Source organism: Sphingomicrobium clamense, from assembly GCF_019264355.1.
GTDB classification, from domain to species: Bacteria; Pseudomonadota; Alphaproteobacteria; order Sphingomonadales; family Sphingomonadaceae; genus Sphingomicrobium; species Sphingomicrobium clamense.
This window is the reverse complement of the sequence record NZ_JAHVAH010000001.1, coordinates 1261764-1279299: the sequence shown is the minus strand read 5'-3', so window position 1 is coordinate 1279299 and position 17536 is coordinate 1261764. Positions and strand designations below refer to the sequence as shown.

Here is a 17536-nt window from a genome sequence, read left to right as displayed (position 1 = left end):
CATGTTCGAATTCGCCGATCTCGATGCCGGAACCTGGTGGCTGATCGCAGGCGTCCTGCTGCTCGCGCTCGAGCTGCTGGCGCCCGGCGTGTTCCTGGTCTTCATCGGCGCCGCGGCGTTGGCGACCGGTGCCTTCACGCTGATGTTCGACCTCGGCCTCGCCGCGCAGCTCGGCCTGTTCGCGCTCTACACCGCGGTGTCGGTCTATATCGGCAAGAAGATTTACGCACGCCCGGTCCATGACGAAAGCGACGGCCTGCTTAACGAGCGCGCAGCGCAGCTGGTCGGGCGCAAGGTCACGGTCGTGCGCGCCATCGGCGATGGCGAAGGCCGCGTGAAGGTCGGCGACAGCGAATGGAATGCGCGCGGCGACTTTACTGCGGAGGCCGGCGAAAAGGTCGTCATCTCGGGCATCCAGGGCAATTGCCTGATCGTCGAGCGTGCACCCGCGCTGCCCGGCAACTGATACAGCCCCGAAACGGCACAGTTCGTCCGACGCTCCGGAACGCCCGCCCCTCCCCATGCGCTTGATCCCCAAGCGAAAAGGAGGACTGCATGGGTATTTTCAGCAAGATCAAGGACGCCATCTTCGGCAAGAAGGCGCGCGCCGAAACCAACGACACGATTTTCAAGCGCGACCAGGCCCCCTCGGGTGCAGGGTTCGGTAGCGGTGCGACCAGCGGCACGACGACCACCGTCGATGTCGATGCCGTGCTAGCCGACCGTTACGAACGCGCCGGCCAGGACCTCAACTACAAAACGTCGATCGTCGACCTGATGAAGCTGCTTGACCTCGATCCCAGCTACGAGAACCGCAAGGAGCTGGCGGTCGAAATGGGTCGCAGCGATTATTCGGGTACGGCCGAGGACAATATCTGGCTCCATGGCCGCGTCATGGACGAGCTGGAAAAGAATGGCGGCAGGATTTCTGCCGAACTGCGCACCTAAGGCTGCGCCGTTTTCCTGAGATAGCCCGTGTCGTAGCCCAAGGCTGCAGCGCGGGCTTTCAGATTCTGGAAGACGTCTTCGCCCGGATCGGGCCAGCGCGACAGGATCCAGAGATAGCGGCCCGACGGGTCGCCGACGATCGCCCAGTCATAGTCGTCGCCGCGATCGAGCACCCAATAGTCGCCGTAAAAGGGGCCGAAGAAACTGACCTTCAGCTTGGCATTGGTGGCGGCGTCGACCACCTTGGCCTTGCCGGTTGCGGTGTCGATGTCCCCGTCAGGCTCGCGGCAGCGGTTGACCACCCCGATCTTGCCGTCGTCGCGTAGCGTATAGGTTGCGGTGACGCCTTCGCAGCCTTTCTGGAATCCCTGCTCGTAGCGGGCGAGTTCGTACCAGGTACCGACATAGCGTTCGAGGTCGACCGACTTGGCGGGCTCGGGCACGTCCGGATTGCCGACCGGGTGCTTGTCGAAGATTGTGGCGCAACCGGAGAGCGACAGCGCAGCGACGAGTAAGGCGATGGTTCTCATGCTCGCGCAATGCGCCGCGAGCCCGGGCAGTTCCCACGAAAAAGGGGCGCCTCCTTGCGGAAGCGCCCCTCCTTGCGTGACATGGTGGTTATGCGCCGACGGTCTGCTTGACCGGTGCGGCGTCACGGACGCCCTGATCGACATGCTCCGCGAACTGCGCGAAATTCTCGTTGAAAAGGTCGACGAGCTTGGCCGCGGTGCGGTCATATTCGTCCTTGTCGTCCCACGTGCCGCGCGGATCGAGGATCGCCGTGTCGACGCCCGGCACCGCGACCGGCACTTCGAAGCCGAAGTTCGGGTCCTTGCGGAATTCGGCATCATTGAGCGAGCCATCGAGTGCGGCATTGAGGAGCGCGCGCGTCGCCTTGATCGGCATGCGGTTGCCGACGCCATATTTGCCGCCGGTCCAGCCCGTGTTGACCAGCCAGACGTCCACGCCGCCCTTGGCGATCCGTTCCTTGAGCAGGTTGCCGTAGACGGTCGGGTGGCGCGGCATGAAGGGCGCGCCGAAGCAGGTCGAGAAGGTCGCTTCGGGCTCGGTCACGCCGATCTCGGTCCCAGCCACCTTGGCGGTGTAGCCCGAGAGGAAGTGATACATCGCCTGGTCGGGCGTGAGACGCGCGATCGGAGGCAGCACACCGAAGGCGTCAGCGGTCAGCATCACGATCGTCTTGGGTACCGGGCCCAGATTCTCGTCGCTCGTGTTGGGGATATAGTCGATCGGATAGGCACCGCGGCTATTCTCCGCGAGGCTGTTATCGTCGAGATCGAGCTCGCGGGTCACGGGGTCCATGACCACGTTCTCGAGGATCGTGCCGAACTTGCGGGTCGTGCCGTAAATCTCCGGCTCGGCCTCTTCCGACAGGCGGATCATCTTGGCGTAGCAGCCCCCCTCGAAGTTGAAGACCGCTTCATCCGACCAGCCATGCTCGTCGTCGCCGATGAGCGTGCGGTTGGGGTCGGCCGACAGCGTCGTCTTGCCCGTGCCGGACAGGCCGAAGAAGACCGCCGTGTCGCCGTCCTTGCCGATATTGGCCGAGCAATGCATCGGCATGATGCCCTTTTCGGGGAGCAGGAAGTTCAGAAGGCCGAAGACCGACTTCTTCATCTCGCCGCCATATTCGGTGCCGCCGATCAGGATCATCTTTTCCTTGAGGCTGACCGCGATGACCGTTTCGCTGCGCGTGCCGTGGCGCTCGGGATCGGCGCGGAAGCTCGGCAGGTCGATGATCGTGTATTCGGGCTCGAAGCCCGGCAGGTCTTGCGCCTCGGGGCGGACCAGCATCGTGCGGATGAAGAGGTTGTGCCAGGCATATTCGTTGACCACGCGCACCTTGACGCGATGCTCGGGCTGCGAACCGCCGTAGAGGTCGGCGACGAACAGCTCGTCCTTGTCCGCGACCGCCGCCAGGAAATCATCCTTGAGCGCGGCGAAATGCTCTTCGCTCATCGGCACGTTGGTCTTGCCGAACCAGACCGCGCCGTCGCTGACGCTGTCCTTGACGATGAACTTGTCCTTCGCGGAGCGGCCGGTGTGCTTGCCGGTCTTCACGACCAGCGGGCCGTTCTTGGCCAGCTTGCCTTCGCCGCGCTGGATGGCCTCTTCTACCAGTGGTCCGGTGGTCAGATTCCAGTGAATTTTCGCCTTGGTGGAAATACCCTGATCGTCGAGCCCGTATGCGGGCATACGCTCGGTCACAACATTGTCTCCTGTTGGAAAGGACGGTTCCGGGTCGTCCTTCCTTCCCTTGCGCCTATAGGCACCCGAGGGGCTTCGGGGCAACGCCGTGAACGCTCACATCATGAAACTTTTCTTGCCAAGCGGTGACGGGGTCGGCAAGCCGACATCCATGGCTCATGTGATCGCGCTCGTCGACGACGACCGGAATATCCTGACCAGCGTGTCGATCGCTCTGCAGGCGGAAGGCTTCATCACCCGCGTCTATACGGACGGACAATCGGCACTGAAGGCGCTTCAGGACGACGAGCCCGACCTCGCCGTGTTCGACATCAAGATGCCGCAGATGGACGGGATGGAGTTGCTGCGCCGACTGCGTGAATTTTCCGCGCTTCCCGTCATTTTCCTGACCTCGAAGGACGATGAGCTGGACGAGGCGCTGGGCCTGGCGATGGGCGCTGACGATTATATTGCGAAGCCTTTCTCGCAGCGCCTGCTGATCGCGCGCATCCGCGCCATCCTGCGTCGGCAGGACCTTGCCTCGGGCAAGCCGGTCGACGGCGATGCCGATGCGCCGCGCGAGGAGAAGATGGTGCGCGGCCGCCTGACGATGGACCCGGCGCGGCACAAGGTCGAATGGGACGGCAAGCCGGTCACGCTGACGGTCACGGAATTCCTGATCCTCGAGACGCTTGCGCAGCGTCCGGGCGTCGTGAAATCGCGCAACCAGCTGCTCGACGTCGCCTATCATGACGATGTCTATGTCGACGATCGCACGATCGACAGCCACATCAAGCGCATCCGTCGCAAGTTCCGCGCCATCGCGCCCGACTTCGATGCGATCGAGACCCTCTATGGCGTCGGATACCGTTTCGGAGAAGAGTGACCTCCCGCCCGTCGGATGGCGAGGCAAGTGGACGGTCCGCTACCGCATCCTGGCGGTCAACATCTTCACGCTTGTCCTGTTCGCGGCGGCGATCCTGTTCCTCGACGCCTATCGCAATCAGCTGCGCGACGAGCGGATCGCGCATCTCTCGGCGCAGGCGCGCGCGGCGGCTGCCACCCTGCCCGCGATCGATGCCGAAGACCGCGCTGCGCTACTCGCAGCGCAGGCTGGCAGCGACGGGCCGCGTTTGCGGCTCTATGCGTCTGACGGTGCAAGGGTCGCGGACAGCTGGAGCGTGGGACCCGCCACCTACGACCTGCGCGATCCGGAGACACAGGGCATCGCGAAACAGGTCGCGCGCGCGATCGACCGCGGCTTTAACGCGATTACCGGCGAAGACCCGTTCGCGCCCTTCGTCGAACCCGAGACCGACAACCGCACCTCGTGGCAGGAAGTCGTCGATGCGGCGGGCACGGGCCGGTCGGTCACCCAGACGCGCGATGCGCCCGACGGCACGCCGGTCTTTTCCGCCGCGACGCCCGTGCCGGGCGAGGATTTGGTGCTGCTCGCGACCATCAACGACCGCAGCTACACGCGTGCCGTCCGGAGGCAGCGGGGCAATCTCGCCATTGCGCTCGGGGTCGCGCTCGTCCTGTCGATCTATTTCTCTTCGCTGCTCTCGAAAACGATCGTGCGTCCGCTGCGCCATCTCGCCATTGCCGCGCATCGTGTCCGGCTGGGGCGCAGCCCCGAGATCAACGTGCCGCGGCTTCCCGACCGCCGCGACGAGATCGGCACGCTCGCCCGTGCGGTCAGCGACATGAGCCATACGCTGCGCCGCCGCGTCGACGAGACCGAGGCCTTCGCGGCCGACGTCGCGCATGAGCTGAAGAATCCCCTCGCCTCGCTGCGCAGCGCGGTCGACAGTCTCGAGCGGATCGACGATCCGGGGCTCAAGAAGCAATTGCTCGACGTGGTGCGGCAGGATGTCGTGCGTCTCGACCGCCTGATCACCGAGATCAGCGAAGCTGCGCGCACCGATGCTGAACTTGCCCGTACCCAGTTTGAGCCCGTCGACATGGGCAAGCTGGTCGGACAGCTGGTCTCGGCATGGGAGGATCGGCGCGAGACCGGCAATGCGCGGATCGCTTATGCCCGCCCCAAGAGCGGCACGGTGATGGTCGAGGGTGACGGTTCGCGCCTCGCCCGCGCGATCGACAATCTGCTCGACAATGCGATCAGCTTCTCGCCGGCCAACGGGCTGGTCGAGGTCACGACGCAGCGCGTCGGCGACAAGGTTCGGGTCCAGGTGCAGGATGAAGGACCGGGCGTCCCCGAGGCCATGCGCGAGACGATCTTCAACCGCTTCCACTCGCTGCGGCCGCAAGGCGAGGATTTCGGTCGCCATTCTGGGCTCGGGCTCGCCATCGCCAGCGCGATCGTCGAAGGCCATGACGGAACGATTGACGTGGCCCCTCGTCAGGGCGCAGGTTCGGGGGCCTGTTTCACGATCCTGTTGCCAGCGTTGAAAGGCCGATGACCCAGCTCTCTTCCGAAACAGTCCACGCCACTACCGTCTGTCGCAGCGGCAGGGCCGTCATGCTCGCCGGCCCGTCGGGCAGCGGCAAGTCCGACCTCGCGCTCCAGCTAATCGACCGCGATTTCAAGCTGGTCGCGGACGACCAGACCTTGCTGAGCGTCGACGAAGGCCGGGTCATCGCCACAGCACCGCCCTCGATCAGCGGCAAGATGGAAGTGCGCGGTCTCGGCATCGTCGAATTGCCGGTGAAGGAAAACGTGCCCGTCTGCCTGTTCGTCTCGCTCGGTGAGCAGCCGGAGCGCCTGCCCGAAGGCGAGACCGAGAGCTTCTTCGGGATCGAGATCCCGCGCATCCGGCTGGCGGGGTCGAGCCCTTCGGCTGCCATTCGCGTCGACATGGCGCTCGACCGACTGGGGTTGGAAGAGAAATGAGCAAGAAGCGGCTCCTGATCGTCACCGGCCTTTCGGGCGCAGGTCGCTCGACCGTGCTGCATACGCTCGAGGACTGGGACTGGGAGATTGTCGACAAGCTGCCCGTCGATCTCCTGTCCGATTTCGTCGGCCATGCCCGCAGCGACGGCCCCTTTGCGGTCGGCATCGACTCGCGCACTCGCGAATTCGACCCCAACGAGCTGTCCAAGCGCGTGGCCGAGATCGAGGGCGTGGATCCTGAGCTTCTCTTTCTCGACTGCAGCGACGACGAAATTGTCCGGCGATACGATGCGACGCGGCGGCGTCACCCGCTTGCCGGTGATGCGGACGCGGAGGCGGGGATCGAGCGCGAGCGCAAACTGCTGGCGCCTCTACGTGAAGTCAGCGACTCGATCATCGACACGACCGAATGCTCGCCCGCGGAGCTGCGCGAGCGGCTCGAAACCAGCTACGGCGCGGACAAGAAGCCGCCGGTGGTGCAATTCCTGAGCTTCGGTTTTTCCGACGGCGTGCCGCGTTCGGCCGACCTCGTCTTCGACATGCGCTTCCTCAAAAATCCCTATTGGGAGCCAAATTTGCGCTCGCTGACGGGGCGCGACCGCGACGTGCGCTCCTATGTCGAGGCCGATCCTGCCTATGGCGAGACGCTCGATCGGATCGAGGCATTGCTGGAAGGGCTTATTCCGCGCTATTGGGCCGCGGGCAAAAATACTCTAACGGTCGCGTTCGGTTGCACGGGGGGAAGGCACCGTTCGGTTGCCGCCGCGGAAGAAATGGCGGGACGACTGAAGGGGGAGGATCGAACCATTTCGATCCGCCATCGCGACCTGGTCGATTGATCCGGCCGAAGAAGAGAATCAGTGAGCGGAAAGCAGTCAATGATCGGTTTGGTATTGGTCACCCACGGGCAATTGGCGACCCAGTTCGTGCACGCCATGGAGCATGTCGTCGGCCCGCAGGAAGCGATCGATTGCGTCTGCATCGGCCCCGATGACGACATGGAGGCGCGGCGCAAGGATATCGCCAAGGCCATGAAGTCGGTCGACCAGGGCCAGGGCGTCATCATCCTCACCGACCTGTTCGGCGGCACCCCGTCGAACCTTGCCATCAGCCTGATGGACCAGGGCGACGTCGAAGTGATTGCGGGCGTCAACCTGCCCATGCTCATCCGCCTCGACGGCGCGCGCAAGACGATGACCGTGTCCGAGGCCGTCGCCGCCGCACGCGAAGCGGGCACCAAATATATCTCGGTCGCTTCCGAGATCCTCGGGGAAGCAGCGGCTTGAGCCACGTCCAGCGCAAAATCCAGATCCGCAACCGCCGCGGACTCCACGCGCGTGCGAGCGCCAAGTTCGTCAACCTCGTGACCGAGCTTGGCGACGGTGTCACCGTCGAAGTGGAAAAGGACGGCAACAAGGTCACCGGTCAGTCGATCATGGGGCTGATGATGCTCGGCGCCGCGATGGGCGATTGCGTCATCGTCCATGTCGACAGCGACGACGAAGCGGCCACCAATGACGCGCTGGACCAGCTGTGCGGTCTGATCAAGGCACGTTTCGGGGAAGAGTGATGCCCCGGCAGATCACCGCCTTCTCCAACTCCACCGTCAAGCTGCTGCGTTCGCTGCGCGACAAGAAAGCGCGCCGCTCGTCGGGACTCTTCCTAGCCGAAGGCCTGCGCATTCTCACCGAAGCGCGCGAGGAAGGCCGCCTTCCCGAGATTCTCGCCTTCGCGCTCCAGGGCGCGCAGCATCCGCTGGCGCAGGAGATGATCGCGGCGGTCGAGGCTGCCGGCGGCGATTGCATCGAATGTCCGCCCGACCTGCTGTCGAAGATGAGCGGCAAAGACAATCCGCAGATGCTGCTCGGCGCCTACCGGCAGCCCGACACTTCGCTCGCCGCGCTCGATCGCGGCAAGTCGGACCTCTGGGTCGTCGGCGAGAAGCTGCGCGATCCGGGCAATATCGGCACCATCCTGCGCACCGGCGATGCAGTGGGTGCAGGCGGGCTGATCCTGATCGACGACAGTGCCGATCCGTTTGCGGTCGAGACCGTTCGCGCCTCAATGGGGGCGCTATTCACCCAGTCGCTCGCGCAGGCAAGCTGGGACGACTTCCTCCCGTGGCTGCGCTCGGGTCCGGGCCAGCTGGTCGGCACCAGCCTCCAGACCGAGCATGACTATCGCGACGCGCCCTACGAAGCGCCCTGCTTCCTTCTCATCGGCAATGAGAGCCAGGGCCTGCCCGACGCCTATGAGGCCGAGTGCGACCTGCTCGTAAAAATTCCGATGTCGGGCAAGGCCGACAGCCTCAATGCGGCCATTGCCGCCGCCGTTACCGCCTTCGAAGTGCGTCACGCCTGGCGGAACCGCTAGCCCTCGTGGGCGGTTGTTCTGCCCATGAAACAGTTGCTTCCCGCCGCGCTCCTGGCCCTCTCGCTCGCCGCCTGTACGCAGTACGGCCAGTATGGCGACCCCTACGGCTCGCCCTATCCACAGCGTCCGCAGGACTACCCGCAGCCCTATCCGGCCCCCTACCCCACGCCCTATCCCAATAATCAGCCCGGCGTGCAGGAGCCCTACAAGGCGAGCGGGACGGAGCCGTTCTGGTCGCTCACCATCGACCGCCGCGATATGCGCTTCGAGGAGATGAACGGTTTTTCGGTGGTCGAACGAACGCCGCCCGTCGAACCCTCGCGCTATGGCGACGAATTTCGTGGACGTCGGATCGAGGTGACGATCCGCCGCGAACGCTGCAGCGACGGCATGAGCGATCGCATCTATCCCGACCGCGTCGATGTCCGTGTCGACGGCCGCTATTATCGCGGCTGCGGCGCACCGCAGAGCATGTACGGCCAGGGATGGGAGCAAGGCTATCCCGGCGACAATTATGGCGGCAGCGCGATGCTCGAACGCACCAACTGGCAGGTCACCGCGCTCAACGGTCGCCAGACGCCCCAGCGCGACTTCTACCTCAATTTCTTCCCCGACAATCGCCTGCAGGCCAAGTTCGGCTGCAACACGATCAATGCGGGATACCAGCAGAATGGAGACCGGCTGACCGTCGGCGCGCAGATGATGACGCGCATGGGTTGTCCCGACATGAGCTGGGAGACGTCGGGCTCCAATGTCCTGTCGCAGCCGCTCAACGTGCGCGTCGATGGCGACCGCCTCACCCTATCCAACCGCTCGGGCCGGATCGAAGCCCGCCGCATCCGCTAACCGGAGGACCCATGAAGACCATATTGACTTTGGGCGCTGCCCTTGTGCTGACCGCCTGCGCCTCGACCGAGGATCGTTATCCCACGACCGGCCCGTCGACGTCGGCACCGACGCCGTTGGCCTATAATGCAGTCGGCGATGGCTGGCAGCTCATGATCCGCGACAGCGGTATGACGTTCCAGACGACGCAGGGCCTGGCGACGTCCGACCCCTATGTCGATTTCCTGCCCAGCCCCAACGGCGACACCTATCAGGGGAGCAAGATCACTGCGATCGTGAACCGTCAGGGATGCGCACTCGAAGGCTACGACACGACCACCTACCCGCACACGGTGACGGTGACGGTCAACAACCAGACGCTGACCGGCTGTGGCGGCCCGCCCAACGGCAACGATCGCGAGCCTTACTAGGCCGCGTCGTCGGCGTCGTTGGCGCCCTCCTTCTTGACGATCTTGGTGAGCTGCCGGGGCACGCTCTCGACCGTGCCGAGGTCGGGTAGCTCCTTGGCGCTTCCCGAGCCGTAATCCTCGAAGCGCCGGGCCTGCGTCAGCACCTGGCTCTCGAAACTGCCGACCATCTTGTTGAACGCGTTGTTGGTGCGCGACAGGTTGGTCTGCATCGAGGCGACATGATCGGCCATCGTTGCGAGGCGCGAGTGCAATTCGCGGCCTAGCGCGGCGATCTCGCCGGCCTCTGCCGCAAGCTTCTCCTGTTTCCAGACGCTCGCGACCGTACGCGCGATGGCGACGAGGTTGGTGGGCGTCGCGAGCAGGACCTTCTTCTCGAACGCCCAGTCCCACAGGCCTGCATCCTGCTCGAGCGCGGCGTTGAGGAAATGCTCGCCCGGAACGAACATCACGACATAGTCCGCCGCATCGTCGAATTGCGCCCAGTAGCTTTTCGAGCCCAGGTCCTGCGCGTGCTTCTTGAGCGCTGCGACGTGGGCGGCGAAGTGGCGGCTTCGCTTTTCCTCATCGACCTCGTCGACCGCGTCGAGATAGGCGTTGAGCGCGCATTTGCTGTCGATCACCAGCTTGCGCCCGCCCGGGAGGTTGACGATCGCGTCGGGGCGCAGCCGCCCGTCATCCGTGTCGACCGAAACTTCGGTCTGGTAATCGATATGCTCGGCGAGCCCGGCCTGCTGCAGCACGTTCTCAAGCGTCTTTTCGCCCCAGCGGCCGCGTTGCTTGGGCCCGGAGCGCAACGCATTGACGAGGTTGCGTGCTTCGTCGCGGACCTGGCCCTGCCCTTGCTTCACTTCCTCGATCACGGCTTTAAGGCCCGAATATTGATCGACGCGCTCTTTCTCGACCTCGGCGATCTTCTTTTCCTGTCGGTCGAGCAATTCGCGCAGCGGCCCGACCAGCGCCTGCATCTTGGCCTGCGTTTCCTTGTCGAGTTCGCCGAACTTGAGCCCGGCCTTCTCGAGAAATTCCTTGTTGGCTTTGGCGAGCATCTCGTCGCCGACCTTGGAGAATTCGACGGCGAGATCCTTGCGCATCGCCTCGACGTCCTTGATCCGCGTTTCGAAGTTGCGCGCATCGGCCTCCATCGCGGCGCGTGCCTTGTTGGCTTCATCGCGCTCCTTCGTCACTTCCTCGAGCAGCGCCTTATATTCGTCGGCGCGCGCGGCGCGCTGCTTTTCGGCGGCGAGGTCGTTGGCGGCCGCTTCCTTGGCCTGACGCAGGAACTGGTTGTCGTCACGCAGCCCCTCGGTGCTCTTCTGCGCAGCCTTCCAGCCCACGAAGAGTCCTGCACCAAGCGCGGCGATCACCGCCACCACCAACAACGCAATCGTAACCAAGTCCATTTGAACGCTTCCCCTCATGTCCCCGCCGGCGAGGCTAGGACGGCATCGTTACTCAAAGCTTACCATGATCGGAACCGAGCGCGACCCCATTCGTCGGGTTTCTTGAAGGTCCAACAGGAGAGAAGTCCCATGTCCATTCGCAAGATGATCGCGCTGCATCCCGACGTGAAGAAGTCGGGGCACGTCAACGACCCGCTGGGCGACGCCGTCCACCATGCCATGTACTGCGCGAAAATGTGCTTGAGCTGCGCCGACGCCTGCGCCGCGGAACGGATGGACATGAGCCAGTGCGTCCGCACCTGTTCCGACTGTGCGGACGTGTGCGAAGCGACCACGCGCCTCGGATTGCGGCGTACCGGGTCGAACGAGCAGATCCTGATCGAAATGCTCGGATTCTGCGCCCGTGTCTGTGAAGCCTGCGCTGCCGAATGCGAGAAGCACGACCACGATCATTGCAAGCTGTGCGCGCAGATCTGCCGCGAATGCGCCGAAGACTGCCGCAAGGCCGCCGAGACCATCACCCCGTAAAATGGAAAGGCCCCGGAAATCCCGGGGCCTTCGCTTTAAGCGGCTTTCTTCTGCAACTTCCGTTGCTTGGCGAGCTTCTTTAGCACCATGTCGCGCTTGAGCTTCGACAAATGGTCGATGAACAGCACGCCTTCGAGATGGTCCATCTCGTGCTGCAGGCAGACAGCTAACAGGCCGTCCATTTCTTGCTCGTGCTGCTCGCCATTCTCGTCGAGCCAGCGCGCCTTGATACGGTCGGGGCGCATGACGTCGGCATATTGCTCGGGCACCGACAGGCAGCCTTCGGTGTAGGGCACCTCGCTGTCGCTGCTCTCGAGGATCTCGGGGTTGATGAAGACGCGCGGCTCCTTGACGACCGGGCTTTCCGGATCGTCGGGATTTTCAGGCTCCTGCAAGTCCATGACGATCAGGCGGATGGGTTCGCCCACCTGCACGGCGGCAAGGCCGATGCCCGGCGCGTCGTACATCGTTTCGAACATGTCCTTGATCAGGTTGCGGTGCCAGTCGGTCACTTCCTCGACCGGCTTGCTAATCTGCCGCAACATGTCGTCGGGCGTCTCGTAAATCTTCAAAATGGCCATGGGGGCTATTTAGTCTTTCAATTGAATGGGTTCAAGCGACGGGACGACGAAGGCGCAATGCCTGCGCGAGCGTGCCCTCGTCGAGATAGTCGAGTTCGCCACCTACCGGCAGGCCGGTGGCCAGTTGGGTGATCCGCACGGGAAAGCCCTCGAGCCGTTCGGCAAGGTAATGCGCGGTGGTCTGCCCTTCGAGCGTAGCGTTCATCGCGAGCACCACCTCGTCGACCCCGCCTTTCTCGATCCGCTCAAGCAGCCGATCGATCGACAGGTCTTCGGGGCGCACGCCATCGAGCGCGCTCAGCCGGCCGCCAAGCACATGGTAGCGCCCCGGGAACAACCGTGATTTGTCGAGCGCCCACAGGTCGGCGACTTCCTCGACCACGCACAGCATGCTCTCGTCACGGCGCGGGTCCGAACAGACGGTGCACGGATCTTTCGTGTCGACATTGCCGCAATTCGAGCACTCGGTGAGTTTCTCGCCCACTTCGGCGAGCGCGGTGAGCAACGGTTCGAGCGAGGTATCGCGCTTCTTGATGAGATGTAGCACGACGCGCCGCGCCGACCGGGGCCCCAACCCCGGCAGCCGCGCAAGCGCCTGCGTCAACGCATCAATTTCCTGGCTCGCCATGGCTTCTCTCATAGGGGTGTTGGCGAGGCGCGCAAGAGACGGCTATGGGCTGTCACCATGAAGATCATCATGATGGGCAGCCCCGATTTCGCGGTCCCCACCCTCAATGTCCTCGTCGAGGCCGGCCATGACGTCGTCGCCGTCTATTCGCAGCCGCCGCGTCGTGCAGGGCGCGGCAAGCAGCTGCAGCCCACGCCGGTCGCCGCGCGCGCCGAGGAATTGGGCATCCCTGCGCACACGCCCACCAGCCTGAAAAGCGCAGAAGAGCAGGCCAAGTTCGCTGCCTTCGATGCCGACGTCGCGATCGTTGCCGCCTACGGGCTGATCCTGCCGCAGGCCATCCTCGATGCGCCGCGTCTCGGCTGCGTCAACGTCCACGCTTCGCTCCTCCCGCGCTGGCGCGGGGCAGCGCCGGTCCAGCGAGCGATCATGGCGGGTGATGAGATTACCGGCATCACGCTGATGCAGATGGAGGCCGGGCTCGACACCGGCCCGATGCTGATGAAAATTGCCTTGCCGATTGAAAACAAGAATGCCGCGCAAATGACTGAGGAACTTGCGGTTCTCGGTGCAACGATGGTTGCGACATGGGCCAAGGCGCCGGACGCCTGCACCCCTCAGGAACAGCCTGAAGAGGGCGTGACCTACGCCAAGAAGATCGACAAGGCCGAAGCCAGGATCGACTGGTCGCGCCCTGCGAAAGACGTGGCGCGCCATGTGCAAGGGCTCGCCCCTTTCCCCGGCTCCTGGACCGAGGCCAAGGGCGAACGGCTCAAGATTCTCGCCTGCGAGGTGAGCGACGGTGACGGAGATGCAGGCACGGTCCTCGACGATCGACTGACGGTCGCATGCGGCGACGGGGCCATCCGCGTCACGCGGGCCCAACGTGCCGGCAAGCCTGCCGCCGACGCCGACGATTTGCTGCGCGGCTTTGCCCTGCCCGAAGGCACACGCCTCGGATGACGCGCTGGCGGCTCACGATCGAATTTGACGGCGCGCCCTTCATGGGGTGGCAACGGCAGGACCATGGCCCTTCGGTCCAACAGACGCTCGAAGAAGCGGTGGAGCGCATGACGGGCGAAGAGGTGCGTTTCTACGCTGCCGGACGGACCGATGCAGGCGTGCACGCGCTGGCGATGACGGCCCATGTCGATATCGAGAAGCCGCTCGACGCGCACCGCTTGCGCGAAGGGATCAACGCGCTGGTGCGCCCTGCCCCCGTGTCGGTCACCGAAGCGCGCGAGGTCGACGACGAATGGCATGCGCGCTTCTCGTGCATCGGGCGGCGCTATCTCTATCGCATCCTCAATCGCCGCGCGCCGGCAGCGCTGCGCCGCGGTCACGTCTGGCACATTCCGCAGGAATTGGACGTCGAGGCGATGCACGAGGCGGCACAGGCGCTGGTCGGGCGGCACGATTTCACCACCTTCCGCTCGGTCCATTGCCAGTCGCAAAGCCCGGTCAAAACACTCGACCGGCTCGACGTCGAGCGCGATGGCGACGAAATCCTGGTCCACGCCGCCGCGCGCAGCTTCCTGCATCACCAGGTGCGATCGATGGTCGGCACGCTTTCGCTGGTTGGTCGAGGCCAGTGGACCAAAACTGACGTCAGTCGCGCGCTAGAGGCCAAGGATCGGCAGGAATTGGGGCTAAATGCGCCGCCCGAGGGTCTCTACTTCCTCGAAGCGCTCTACCCCGACGACTAGTCGGTCAGCGCCTCGCCCGCCATCGGCTGCGACAGGAAACCATTGGGGCTGGCCGTCAGTCCATAGGCCCCCGCACAGAAGATCGCGATCACATCGCCGACCTCGGTCTTCGGCAGCATGATTTCGTCGGCGAGCAGGTCGAGTGGCGTGCACAGACGGCCGACGACACTCGCTTCCTCCGTCGCTTCGGCGGCAAATCGCGTAGCGTTCGCGACGGGGTAGTTGCGCCGCAGCAGCTGTCCGAAATTGCCCGACGCGGCGAGCATGTGCTGGAGCCCGCCATCGGTGACCAGGTAGGTGCGACCGTGACTGACATTCCTGTCGATGACGCGGGTCAGATAGACGCCCGCTTCGCCGACCAGCCATCGACCCAGTTCGAGCATCAATCGCGTCTTCGCAAAGTCGTCCGATAACGTGTTGAATTCGTTCTCGAGCGCTTCGCCGACGACCTTCGTATCGAGCGGTTCGTCGCCCGGGAAGTAAGGGATGCCGAATCCCCCGCCCAAGTTCACTTCCGACGGCATCTCACCAGTGGCGTTCGTGATTTCCACCACCAGCTTGAGGCTTTCGCGCTGGCTTTCGACGATGGCGTCGGCGCTCAGCGACTGCGATCCGGCGTAGAGATGGTAGCCCTGCCAATCGGCACCGCGTTCGATCAGCGATGTGACCAGCGCCGGGACGCGCTCGGCATCGACGCCGAACTGGCTCGACAGGCCGCCCATTTTCATTCCCGCGCCCTTGAGCGCGAAGGGCGGATTGACGCGCACGGCGAGCTTGGGAGTCATGCCCACTTGCTCGGCTACGGCGAGCGCGCGATCGGCTTCGCCCTCGCTTTCGAGATGAATCGTGACGCCTGCGAGGATGGCCGCGTGGAGATCGGCATCGCTCTTGCCGGGTCCTGCCATCGACAGCGGCAGGTCGATGCCTTCCACCCGGCTCAGCTCGCCGCGCGAAGCGAGATCGAAGCCGTCGACGCGACTTGCCATAAAATCGAGCAAAGGCCGGTAAGGATTTGCTTTTACTGCATAATGGAGCCGAAGCCTCTCGGGCATGTCGGCGCGAAATTGCGCGATCTTCTCCTCGATCACCGGGCGCGCATAGGCGAACATCGGCGCATCGCCTTCGCCCATCCAGTCGCCCGCCGCCTTGCCGCCGATGCACAGCTGGCCGTCGCGGGTGCTTTCGAAGAAAGGCGGGATCGGTCCATTTGCCTTCATCCCATTTTCTCCAGCCGGACGCGGTCGACCTTGCCGTTCGGTCCCGTGGGCATTTGTGCGTGCCAGACGATCATGTGCGGCATCATGTAGGACGGCGCCTGCTCACGAAAGTATTTCCGCATCGTGTCGTCATCTTCTTGGGTTGCAGCGACGACGTGGAGCACGATGTGCTGGCCGAGTTCCTCGTCGGGCTTTCCGATCGCGACCGCTTCGCTCGCCAGCCCGCTTTCGAGCGCGATCTCCTCGACTTCGGTAGGCGACAGGCGGTTGCCCGACACCTTGATCATCGCGTCAGCGCGGCTGCGAAAGCGCAGGAGTCCGTCCTTGCCACGCACCATGCGATCGCCAGACCAGACGGCGGTGCCGCCCATCTCGCTCGCCTCGGGCGCGGGACGGAAGCGGGCGGCGGTTTTTTCGGGCTGGTTCCAGTAGCCTTGCGCGACCAGCGGGCCGGCCTGGACCAGCTCCCCCTCCTCATCCGCGTCGCACAGGCTGCCATCTTCGCGCACGATCATCAGCTCTGCATGGGGGATGGCGGTGCCGACGCTATCGGGATGCGTGTCGGCGAGCAGCGGATCGAGACTGGCGGCGCGGAAAGCTTCGGTGAGCCCGTACATCAAGTGCAGCTTCGCCTGCGGGAATGTTTCGCGCAGCGTTCGGTAAAGGGGCTCGGGCACATGGCCCCCGCTATTGGCGAGCGTTTCGAGGCTCGTGCCCGCGCCGCTCGACCAGTCCAGCCGCGCCAGCTGGTGCCAGAGCGGCGGCACTCCGCCCAGATAGGTGATTTCGTAGCGCTGGATGGCCCGAGCGACATCTCTCGGCAGCAGATAGTCGAACAGCACTGCCGTCCCGCCCGCATAGAGCGTGGCGAGCAGGTTGTTCTGACCGTAGTCGAAGGAGAGCGGGAGGACGCACAGGCTCTTCGTATGAGCCTCCAGCCCGAGGAAGGTCGCGACACTGTCCGCGCCGAGCCAGAGGTTGGCATGGCTGAGCATCACGCCCTTGGGTCTTCCGGTCGAGCCCGACGTGTACATCAGCGCGACAGGCGTATCGGGGTTGGCGGCGGAGGGCTCAAGCGCGTCCTCGCCATCCTCCCAGTCCTCGCTCGCTACTCCTTCCCATTCGACACTCTCGAACCGCGCCTTGTTGGCGATGAGCAGCTTCGCGCCGCTGTCTTCGAGGATGTGCGTCGCTTGCGCCGCCTTGAGCAGCGGATTGATCGGGACATGAATCGCCCCTGCCCGCGCCACCGCCATCGGCAGGATCGCGGCGAGCATCGTCTTCTTGTCCCAGCTCGCCACCCGGTCGCCCGGCTCGACACCGAGCGCGCGGAGTTTTGCCGCAACGCGACCGACCCGCTCCTCCAACCCGGCATAGTCCAGCCGCTCCTCGCCCACGACGATGGCGATGGCCTGAGGTGCACCTTGCTGCGGGAGGTGGTCGATCGGCTTGATCATCGCCCCGCCCTAGCCGCTCGCATGTCGCAGCGCAAAAGCTTGCGCTTTCCCCTAGGGTTTTCTAGGGGCGCGAAACCATGGCACGAGACGACATCATGGCCGCCAAGAGCGACGAGGACACGGTCGATGCGACGCTGCGCATCCTGCTTGCCAACACGCTCGGCATCGACGCCGCGCGGGTCGCGCGATTCGACACCGGCACCGAGCTGTTCGGCGCGCTCCCCGAATTCGATTCGATGGCCGTCGCGCAATTGCTCACCGCCATGGAAGAGCGGCTCGGCATCCTGATCGAGGATGACGATCTCGAGGCCGAAGACCTGATGACCTACGGACGCCTTGTCGCTTTTGCGCATCGCAAAGCGCTCGGCGCAGTTTAG

Annotated in this window: 22 protein-coding genes; 15 read left to right on the top strand and 7 right to left on the bottom strand. The window is 64.4% G+C overall.

Going from position 1 to position 17536, the window contains the following annotated elements:
• Position 1 precedes the first annotated feature (1 nt).
• Positions 2–466, top strand: coding sequence for an NfeD family protein (locus KTQ36_RS06640; RefSeq protein ID WP_218632917.1), 465 nt, complete (start codon positions 2–4; stop codon positions 464–466).
• 89 nt (positions 467–555) lie between these two features.
• Positions 556–948 carry a DUF3597 domain-containing protein gene (locus KTQ36_RS06635; RefSeq protein ID WP_218632916.1) on the top strand — a complete coding sequence of 131 codons (393 nt, stop codon included), beginning with the start codon at positions 556–558 and terminating at the stop codon, positions 946–948.
• Here KTQ36_RS06635 and KTQ36_RS06630 read toward each other — a convergent pair.
• Positions 945–1478 (bottom strand): lipocalin family protein, encoded by a 534-nt coding sequence (locus KTQ36_RS06630; RefSeq protein WP_218632915.1) that lies wholly within the window; start codon positions 1476–1478, stop codon positions 945–947. The genes KTQ36_RS06635 and KTQ36_RS06630 overlap by 4 nt on opposite strands.
• A gap of 88 nt (positions 1479–1566) precedes the next feature.
• The gene (locus tag KTQ36_RS06625) at positions 1567–3165 is read right to left on the bottom strand and encodes a phosphoenolpyruvate carboxykinase (RefSeq protein WP_218633859.1); all 1599 of its coding nucleotides are present in this window, start codon (positions 3163–3165) and stop codon (positions 1567–1569) included.
• 163 nt (positions 3166–3328) lie between these two features.
• On the opposite strand from KTQ36_RS06625, the gene KTQ36_RS06620 reads away from it, so the two are divergent.
• From KTQ36_RS06620 to KTQ36_RS06580, 9 genes are read left to right on the top strand one after another with little or no spacing between them, the layout of a single operon-like run.
• On the top strand, positions 3329–4042 hold the full coding sequence (locus tag KTQ36_RS06620) for a response regulator transcription factor (RefSeq protein WP_218632914.1): 714 nt from the start codon (positions 3329–3331) through the stop codon (positions 4040–4042).
• Positions 4011–5582 carry a sensor histidine kinase gene (locus KTQ36_RS06615; protein WP_218632913.1) on the top strand — a complete coding sequence of 524 codons (1572 nt, stop codon included), beginning with the start codon at positions 4011–4013 and terminating at the stop codon, positions 5580–5582. Before KTQ36_RS06620 ends, KTQ36_RS06615 begins: the two co-directional genes overlap by 32 nt.
• On the top strand, positions 5579–6013 hold the full coding sequence (locus KTQ36_RS06610) for an HPr kinase/phosphorylase (protein WP_218632912.1): 435 nt from the start codon (positions 5579–5581) through the stop codon (positions 6011–6013). The genes KTQ36_RS06615 and KTQ36_RS06610 overlap by 4 nt, the downstream gene beginning before the upstream one ends.
• Positions 6010–6852 (top strand): RNase adapter RapZ, encoded by an 843-nt coding sequence (gene rapZ, locus KTQ36_RS06605; RefSeq protein ID WP_218632911.1) that lies wholly within the window; start codon positions 6010–6012, stop codon positions 6850–6852. Before KTQ36_RS06610 ends, rapZ begins: the two co-directional genes overlap by 4 nt.
• Positions 6853–6891: 39 nt before the next feature.
• The gene (locus KTQ36_RS06600; protein ID WP_218632910.1) at positions 6892–7299 is read left to right on the top strand and encodes a PTS sugar transporter subunit IIA; all 408 of its coding nucleotides are present in this window, start codon (positions 6892–6894) and stop codon (positions 7297–7299) included.
• On the top strand, positions 7296–7583 hold the full coding sequence (locus KTQ36_RS06595) for an HPr family phosphocarrier protein (protein WP_218632909.1): 288 nt from the start codon (positions 7296–7298) through the stop codon (positions 7581–7583). Before KTQ36_RS06600 ends, KTQ36_RS06595 begins: the two co-directional genes overlap by 4 nt.
• Positions 7583–8386 (top strand): TrmH family RNA methyltransferase, encoded by an 804-nt coding sequence (locus tag KTQ36_RS06590; RefSeq protein WP_218632908.1) that lies wholly within the window; start codon positions 7583–7585, stop codon positions 8384–8386. Before KTQ36_RS06595 ends, KTQ36_RS06590 begins: the two co-directional genes overlap by 1 nt.
• A 24-nt stretch (positions 8387–8410) precedes the next feature.
• Positions 8411–9232: an META domain-containing protein gene (locus tag KTQ36_RS06585; RefSeq protein ID WP_218632907.1), complete on the top strand. Its 822-nt coding sequence runs from the start codon at positions 8411–8413 to the stop codon at positions 9230–9232.
• Positions 9233–9243: 11 nt separating this feature from the next.
• Positions 9244–9642, top strand: coding sequence for a hypothetical protein (locus KTQ36_RS06580; protein ID WP_218632906.1), 399 nt, complete (start codon positions 9244–9246; stop codon positions 9640–9642).
• Here KTQ36_RS06580 and KTQ36_RS06575 read toward each other — a convergent pair.
• Positions 9639–11042: a DNA recombination protein RmuC gene (locus tag KTQ36_RS06575; protein WP_218632905.1), complete on the bottom strand. Its 1404-nt coding sequence runs from the start codon at positions 11040–11042 to the stop codon at positions 9639–9641. The two genes, KTQ36_RS06580 and KTQ36_RS06575, sit on opposite strands and share 4 nt — an antisense overlap.
• Positions 11043–11171: 129 nt before the next feature.
• Between KTQ36_RS06575 and KTQ36_RS06570 the strand changes: the two genes are divergently transcribed.
• Positions 11172–11570, top strand: a complete 399-nt coding sequence (locus KTQ36_RS06570) for a four-helix bundle copper-binding protein (RefSeq protein WP_218632904.1) — start codon at positions 11172–11174, stop codon at positions 11568–11570.
• 35 nt (positions 11571–11605) lie between these two features.
• Here the strand turns inward: KTQ36_RS06570 and def are convergent, their stop codons facing one another.
• Positions 11606–12151 carry a peptide deformylase gene (gene def / locus KTQ36_RS06565; protein ID WP_218632903.1) on the bottom strand — a complete coding sequence of 182 codons (546 nt, stop codon included), beginning with the start codon at positions 12149–12151 and terminating at the stop codon, positions 11606–11608.
• Between the two features lie 31 nt (positions 12152–12182).
• Positions 12183–12779 carry a recombination mediator RecR gene (recR, locus tag KTQ36_RS06560; RefSeq protein ID WP_218632902.1) on the bottom strand — a complete coding sequence of 199 codons (597 nt, stop codon included), beginning with the start codon at positions 12777–12779 and terminating at the stop codon, positions 12183–12185.
• Positions 12780–12836: 57 nt separating this feature from the next.
• Here recR and fmt point away from each other — a divergent pair, with 57 nt between their 5' ends.
• Entirely contained in the window at positions 12837–13742 is a 906-nt protein-coding gene (gene fmt, locus KTQ36_RS06555; protein ID WP_218632901.1) for a methionyl-tRNA formyltransferase, read from the top strand.
• Positions 13739–14485 carry a tRNA pseudouridine(38-40) synthase TruA gene (gene truA / locus KTQ36_RS06550; RefSeq protein ID WP_218632900.1) on the top strand — a complete coding sequence of 249 codons (747 nt, stop codon included), beginning with the start codon at positions 13739–13741 and terminating at the stop codon, positions 14483–14485. Before fmt ends, truA begins: the two co-directional genes overlap by 4 nt.
• Here the strand turns inward: truA and KTQ36_RS06545 are convergent.
• Positions 14482–15702, bottom strand: coding sequence for a pyridoxal-dependent decarboxylase, exosortase A system-associated (locus KTQ36_RS06545; protein WP_218632899.1), 1221 nt, complete (start codon positions 15700–15702; stop codon positions 14482–14484). The genes truA and KTQ36_RS06545 overlap by 4 nt on opposite strands.
• Positions 15699–17159 (bottom strand): AMP-binding protein, encoded by a 1461-nt coding sequence (locus KTQ36_RS06540; protein WP_218632898.1) that lies wholly within the window; start codon positions 17157–17159, stop codon positions 15699–15701. Before KTQ36_RS06540 ends, KTQ36_RS06545 begins: the two co-directional genes overlap by 4 nt.
• Positions 17160–17236: 77 nt before the next feature.
• On the opposite strand from KTQ36_RS06540, the gene KTQ36_RS06535 reads away from it, so the two are divergent.
• On the top strand, positions 17237–17536 hold the full coding sequence (locus KTQ36_RS06535) for an acyl carrier protein (RefSeq protein ID WP_218632897.1): 300 nt from the start codon (positions 17237–17239) through the stop codon (positions 17534–17536).

What these genes read in the sequence shown, in the direction of transcription:
- KTQ36_RS06640 (WP_218632917.1), top strand. Translation starts at nt 2, where the DNA reads ATGTTCGAATTCGCCGATCTCGATGCCGGAACCTGGTGGCTGATCGCA.
- KTQ36_RS06635 (WP_218632916.1), top strand. Translation starts at nt 556, where the DNA reads ATGGGTATTTTCAGCAAGATCAAGGACGCCATCTTCGGCAAGAAGGCG.
- KTQ36_RS06630 (WP_218632915.1), bottom strand. Translation starts at nt 1,478, where the DNA reads ATGAGAACCATCGCCTTACTCGTCGCTGCGCTGTCGCTCTCCGGTTGC.
- KTQ36_RS06625 (WP_218633859.1), bottom strand. Translation starts at nt 3,165, where the DNA reads ATGCCCGCATACGGGCTCGACGATCAGGGTATTTCCACCAAGGCGAAA.
- KTQ36_RS06620 (WP_218632914.1), top strand. Translation starts at nt 3,329, where the DNA reads ATGGCTCATGTGATCGCGCTCGTCGACGACGACCGGAATATCCTGACC.
- KTQ36_RS06615 (WP_218632913.1), top strand. Translation starts at nt 4,011, where the DNA reads ATGGCGTCGGATACCGTTTCGGAGAAGAGTGACCTCCCGCCCGTCGGA.
- KTQ36_RS06610 (WP_218632912.1), top strand. Translation starts at nt 5,579, where the DNA reads ATGACCCAGCTCTCTTCCGAAACAGTCCACGCCACTACCGTCTGTCGC.
- rapZ (WP_218632911.1), top strand. Translation starts at nt 6,010, where the DNA reads ATGAGCAAGAAGCGGCTCCTGATCGTCACCGGCCTTTCGGGCGCAGGT.
- KTQ36_RS06600 (WP_218632910.1), top strand. Translation starts at nt 6,892, where the DNA reads ATGATCGGTTTGGTATTGGTCACCCACGGGCAATTGGCGACCCAGTTC.
- KTQ36_RS06590 (WP_218632908.1), top strand. Translation starts at nt 7,583, where the DNA reads ATGCCCCGGCAGATCACCGCCTTCTCCAACTCCACCGTCAAGCTGCTG.
- KTQ36_RS06585 (WP_218632907.1), top strand. Translation starts at nt 8,411, where the DNA reads ATGAAACAGTTGCTTCCCGCCGCGCTCCTGGCCCTCTCGCTCGCCGCC.
- KTQ36_RS06580 (WP_218632906.1), top strand. Translation starts at nt 9,244, where the DNA reads ATGAAGACCATATTGACTTTGGGCGCTGCCCTTGTGCTGACCGCCTGC.
- KTQ36_RS06575 (WP_218632905.1), bottom strand. Translation starts at nt 11,042, where the DNA reads ATGGACTTGGTTACGATTGCGTTGTTGGTGGTGGCGGTGATCGCCGCG.
- KTQ36_RS06570 (WP_218632904.1), top strand. Translation starts at nt 11,172, where the DNA reads ATGTCCATTCGCAAGATGATCGCGCTGCATCCCGACGTGAAGAAGTCG.
- def (WP_218632903.1), bottom strand. Translation starts at nt 12,151, where the DNA reads ATGGCCATTTTGAAGATTTACGAGACGCCCGACGACATGTTGCGGCAG.
- recR (WP_218632902.1), bottom strand. Translation starts at nt 12,779, where the DNA reads ATGGCGAGCCAGGAAATTGATGCGTTGACGCAGGCGCTTGCGCGGCTG.
- fmt (WP_218632901.1), top strand. Translation starts at nt 12,837, where the DNA reads ATGAAGATCATCATGATGGGCAGCCCCGATTTCGCGGTCCCCACCCTC.
- truA (WP_218632900.1), top strand. Translation starts at nt 13,739, where the DNA reads ATGACGCGCTGGCGGCTCACGATCGAATTTGACGGCGCGCCCTTCATG.
- KTQ36_RS06545 (WP_218632899.1), bottom strand. Translation starts at nt 15,702, where the DNA reads ATGAAGGCAAATGGACCGATCCCGCCTTTCTTCGAAAGCACCCGCGAC.
- KTQ36_RS06540 (WP_218632898.1), bottom strand. Translation starts at nt 17,159, where the DNA reads ATGATCAAGCCGATCGACCACCTCCCGCAGCAAGGTGCACCTCAGGCC.
- KTQ36_RS06535 (WP_218632897.1), top strand. Translation starts at nt 17,237, where the DNA reads ATGGCACGAGACGACATCATGGCCGCCAAGAGCGACGAGGACACGGTC.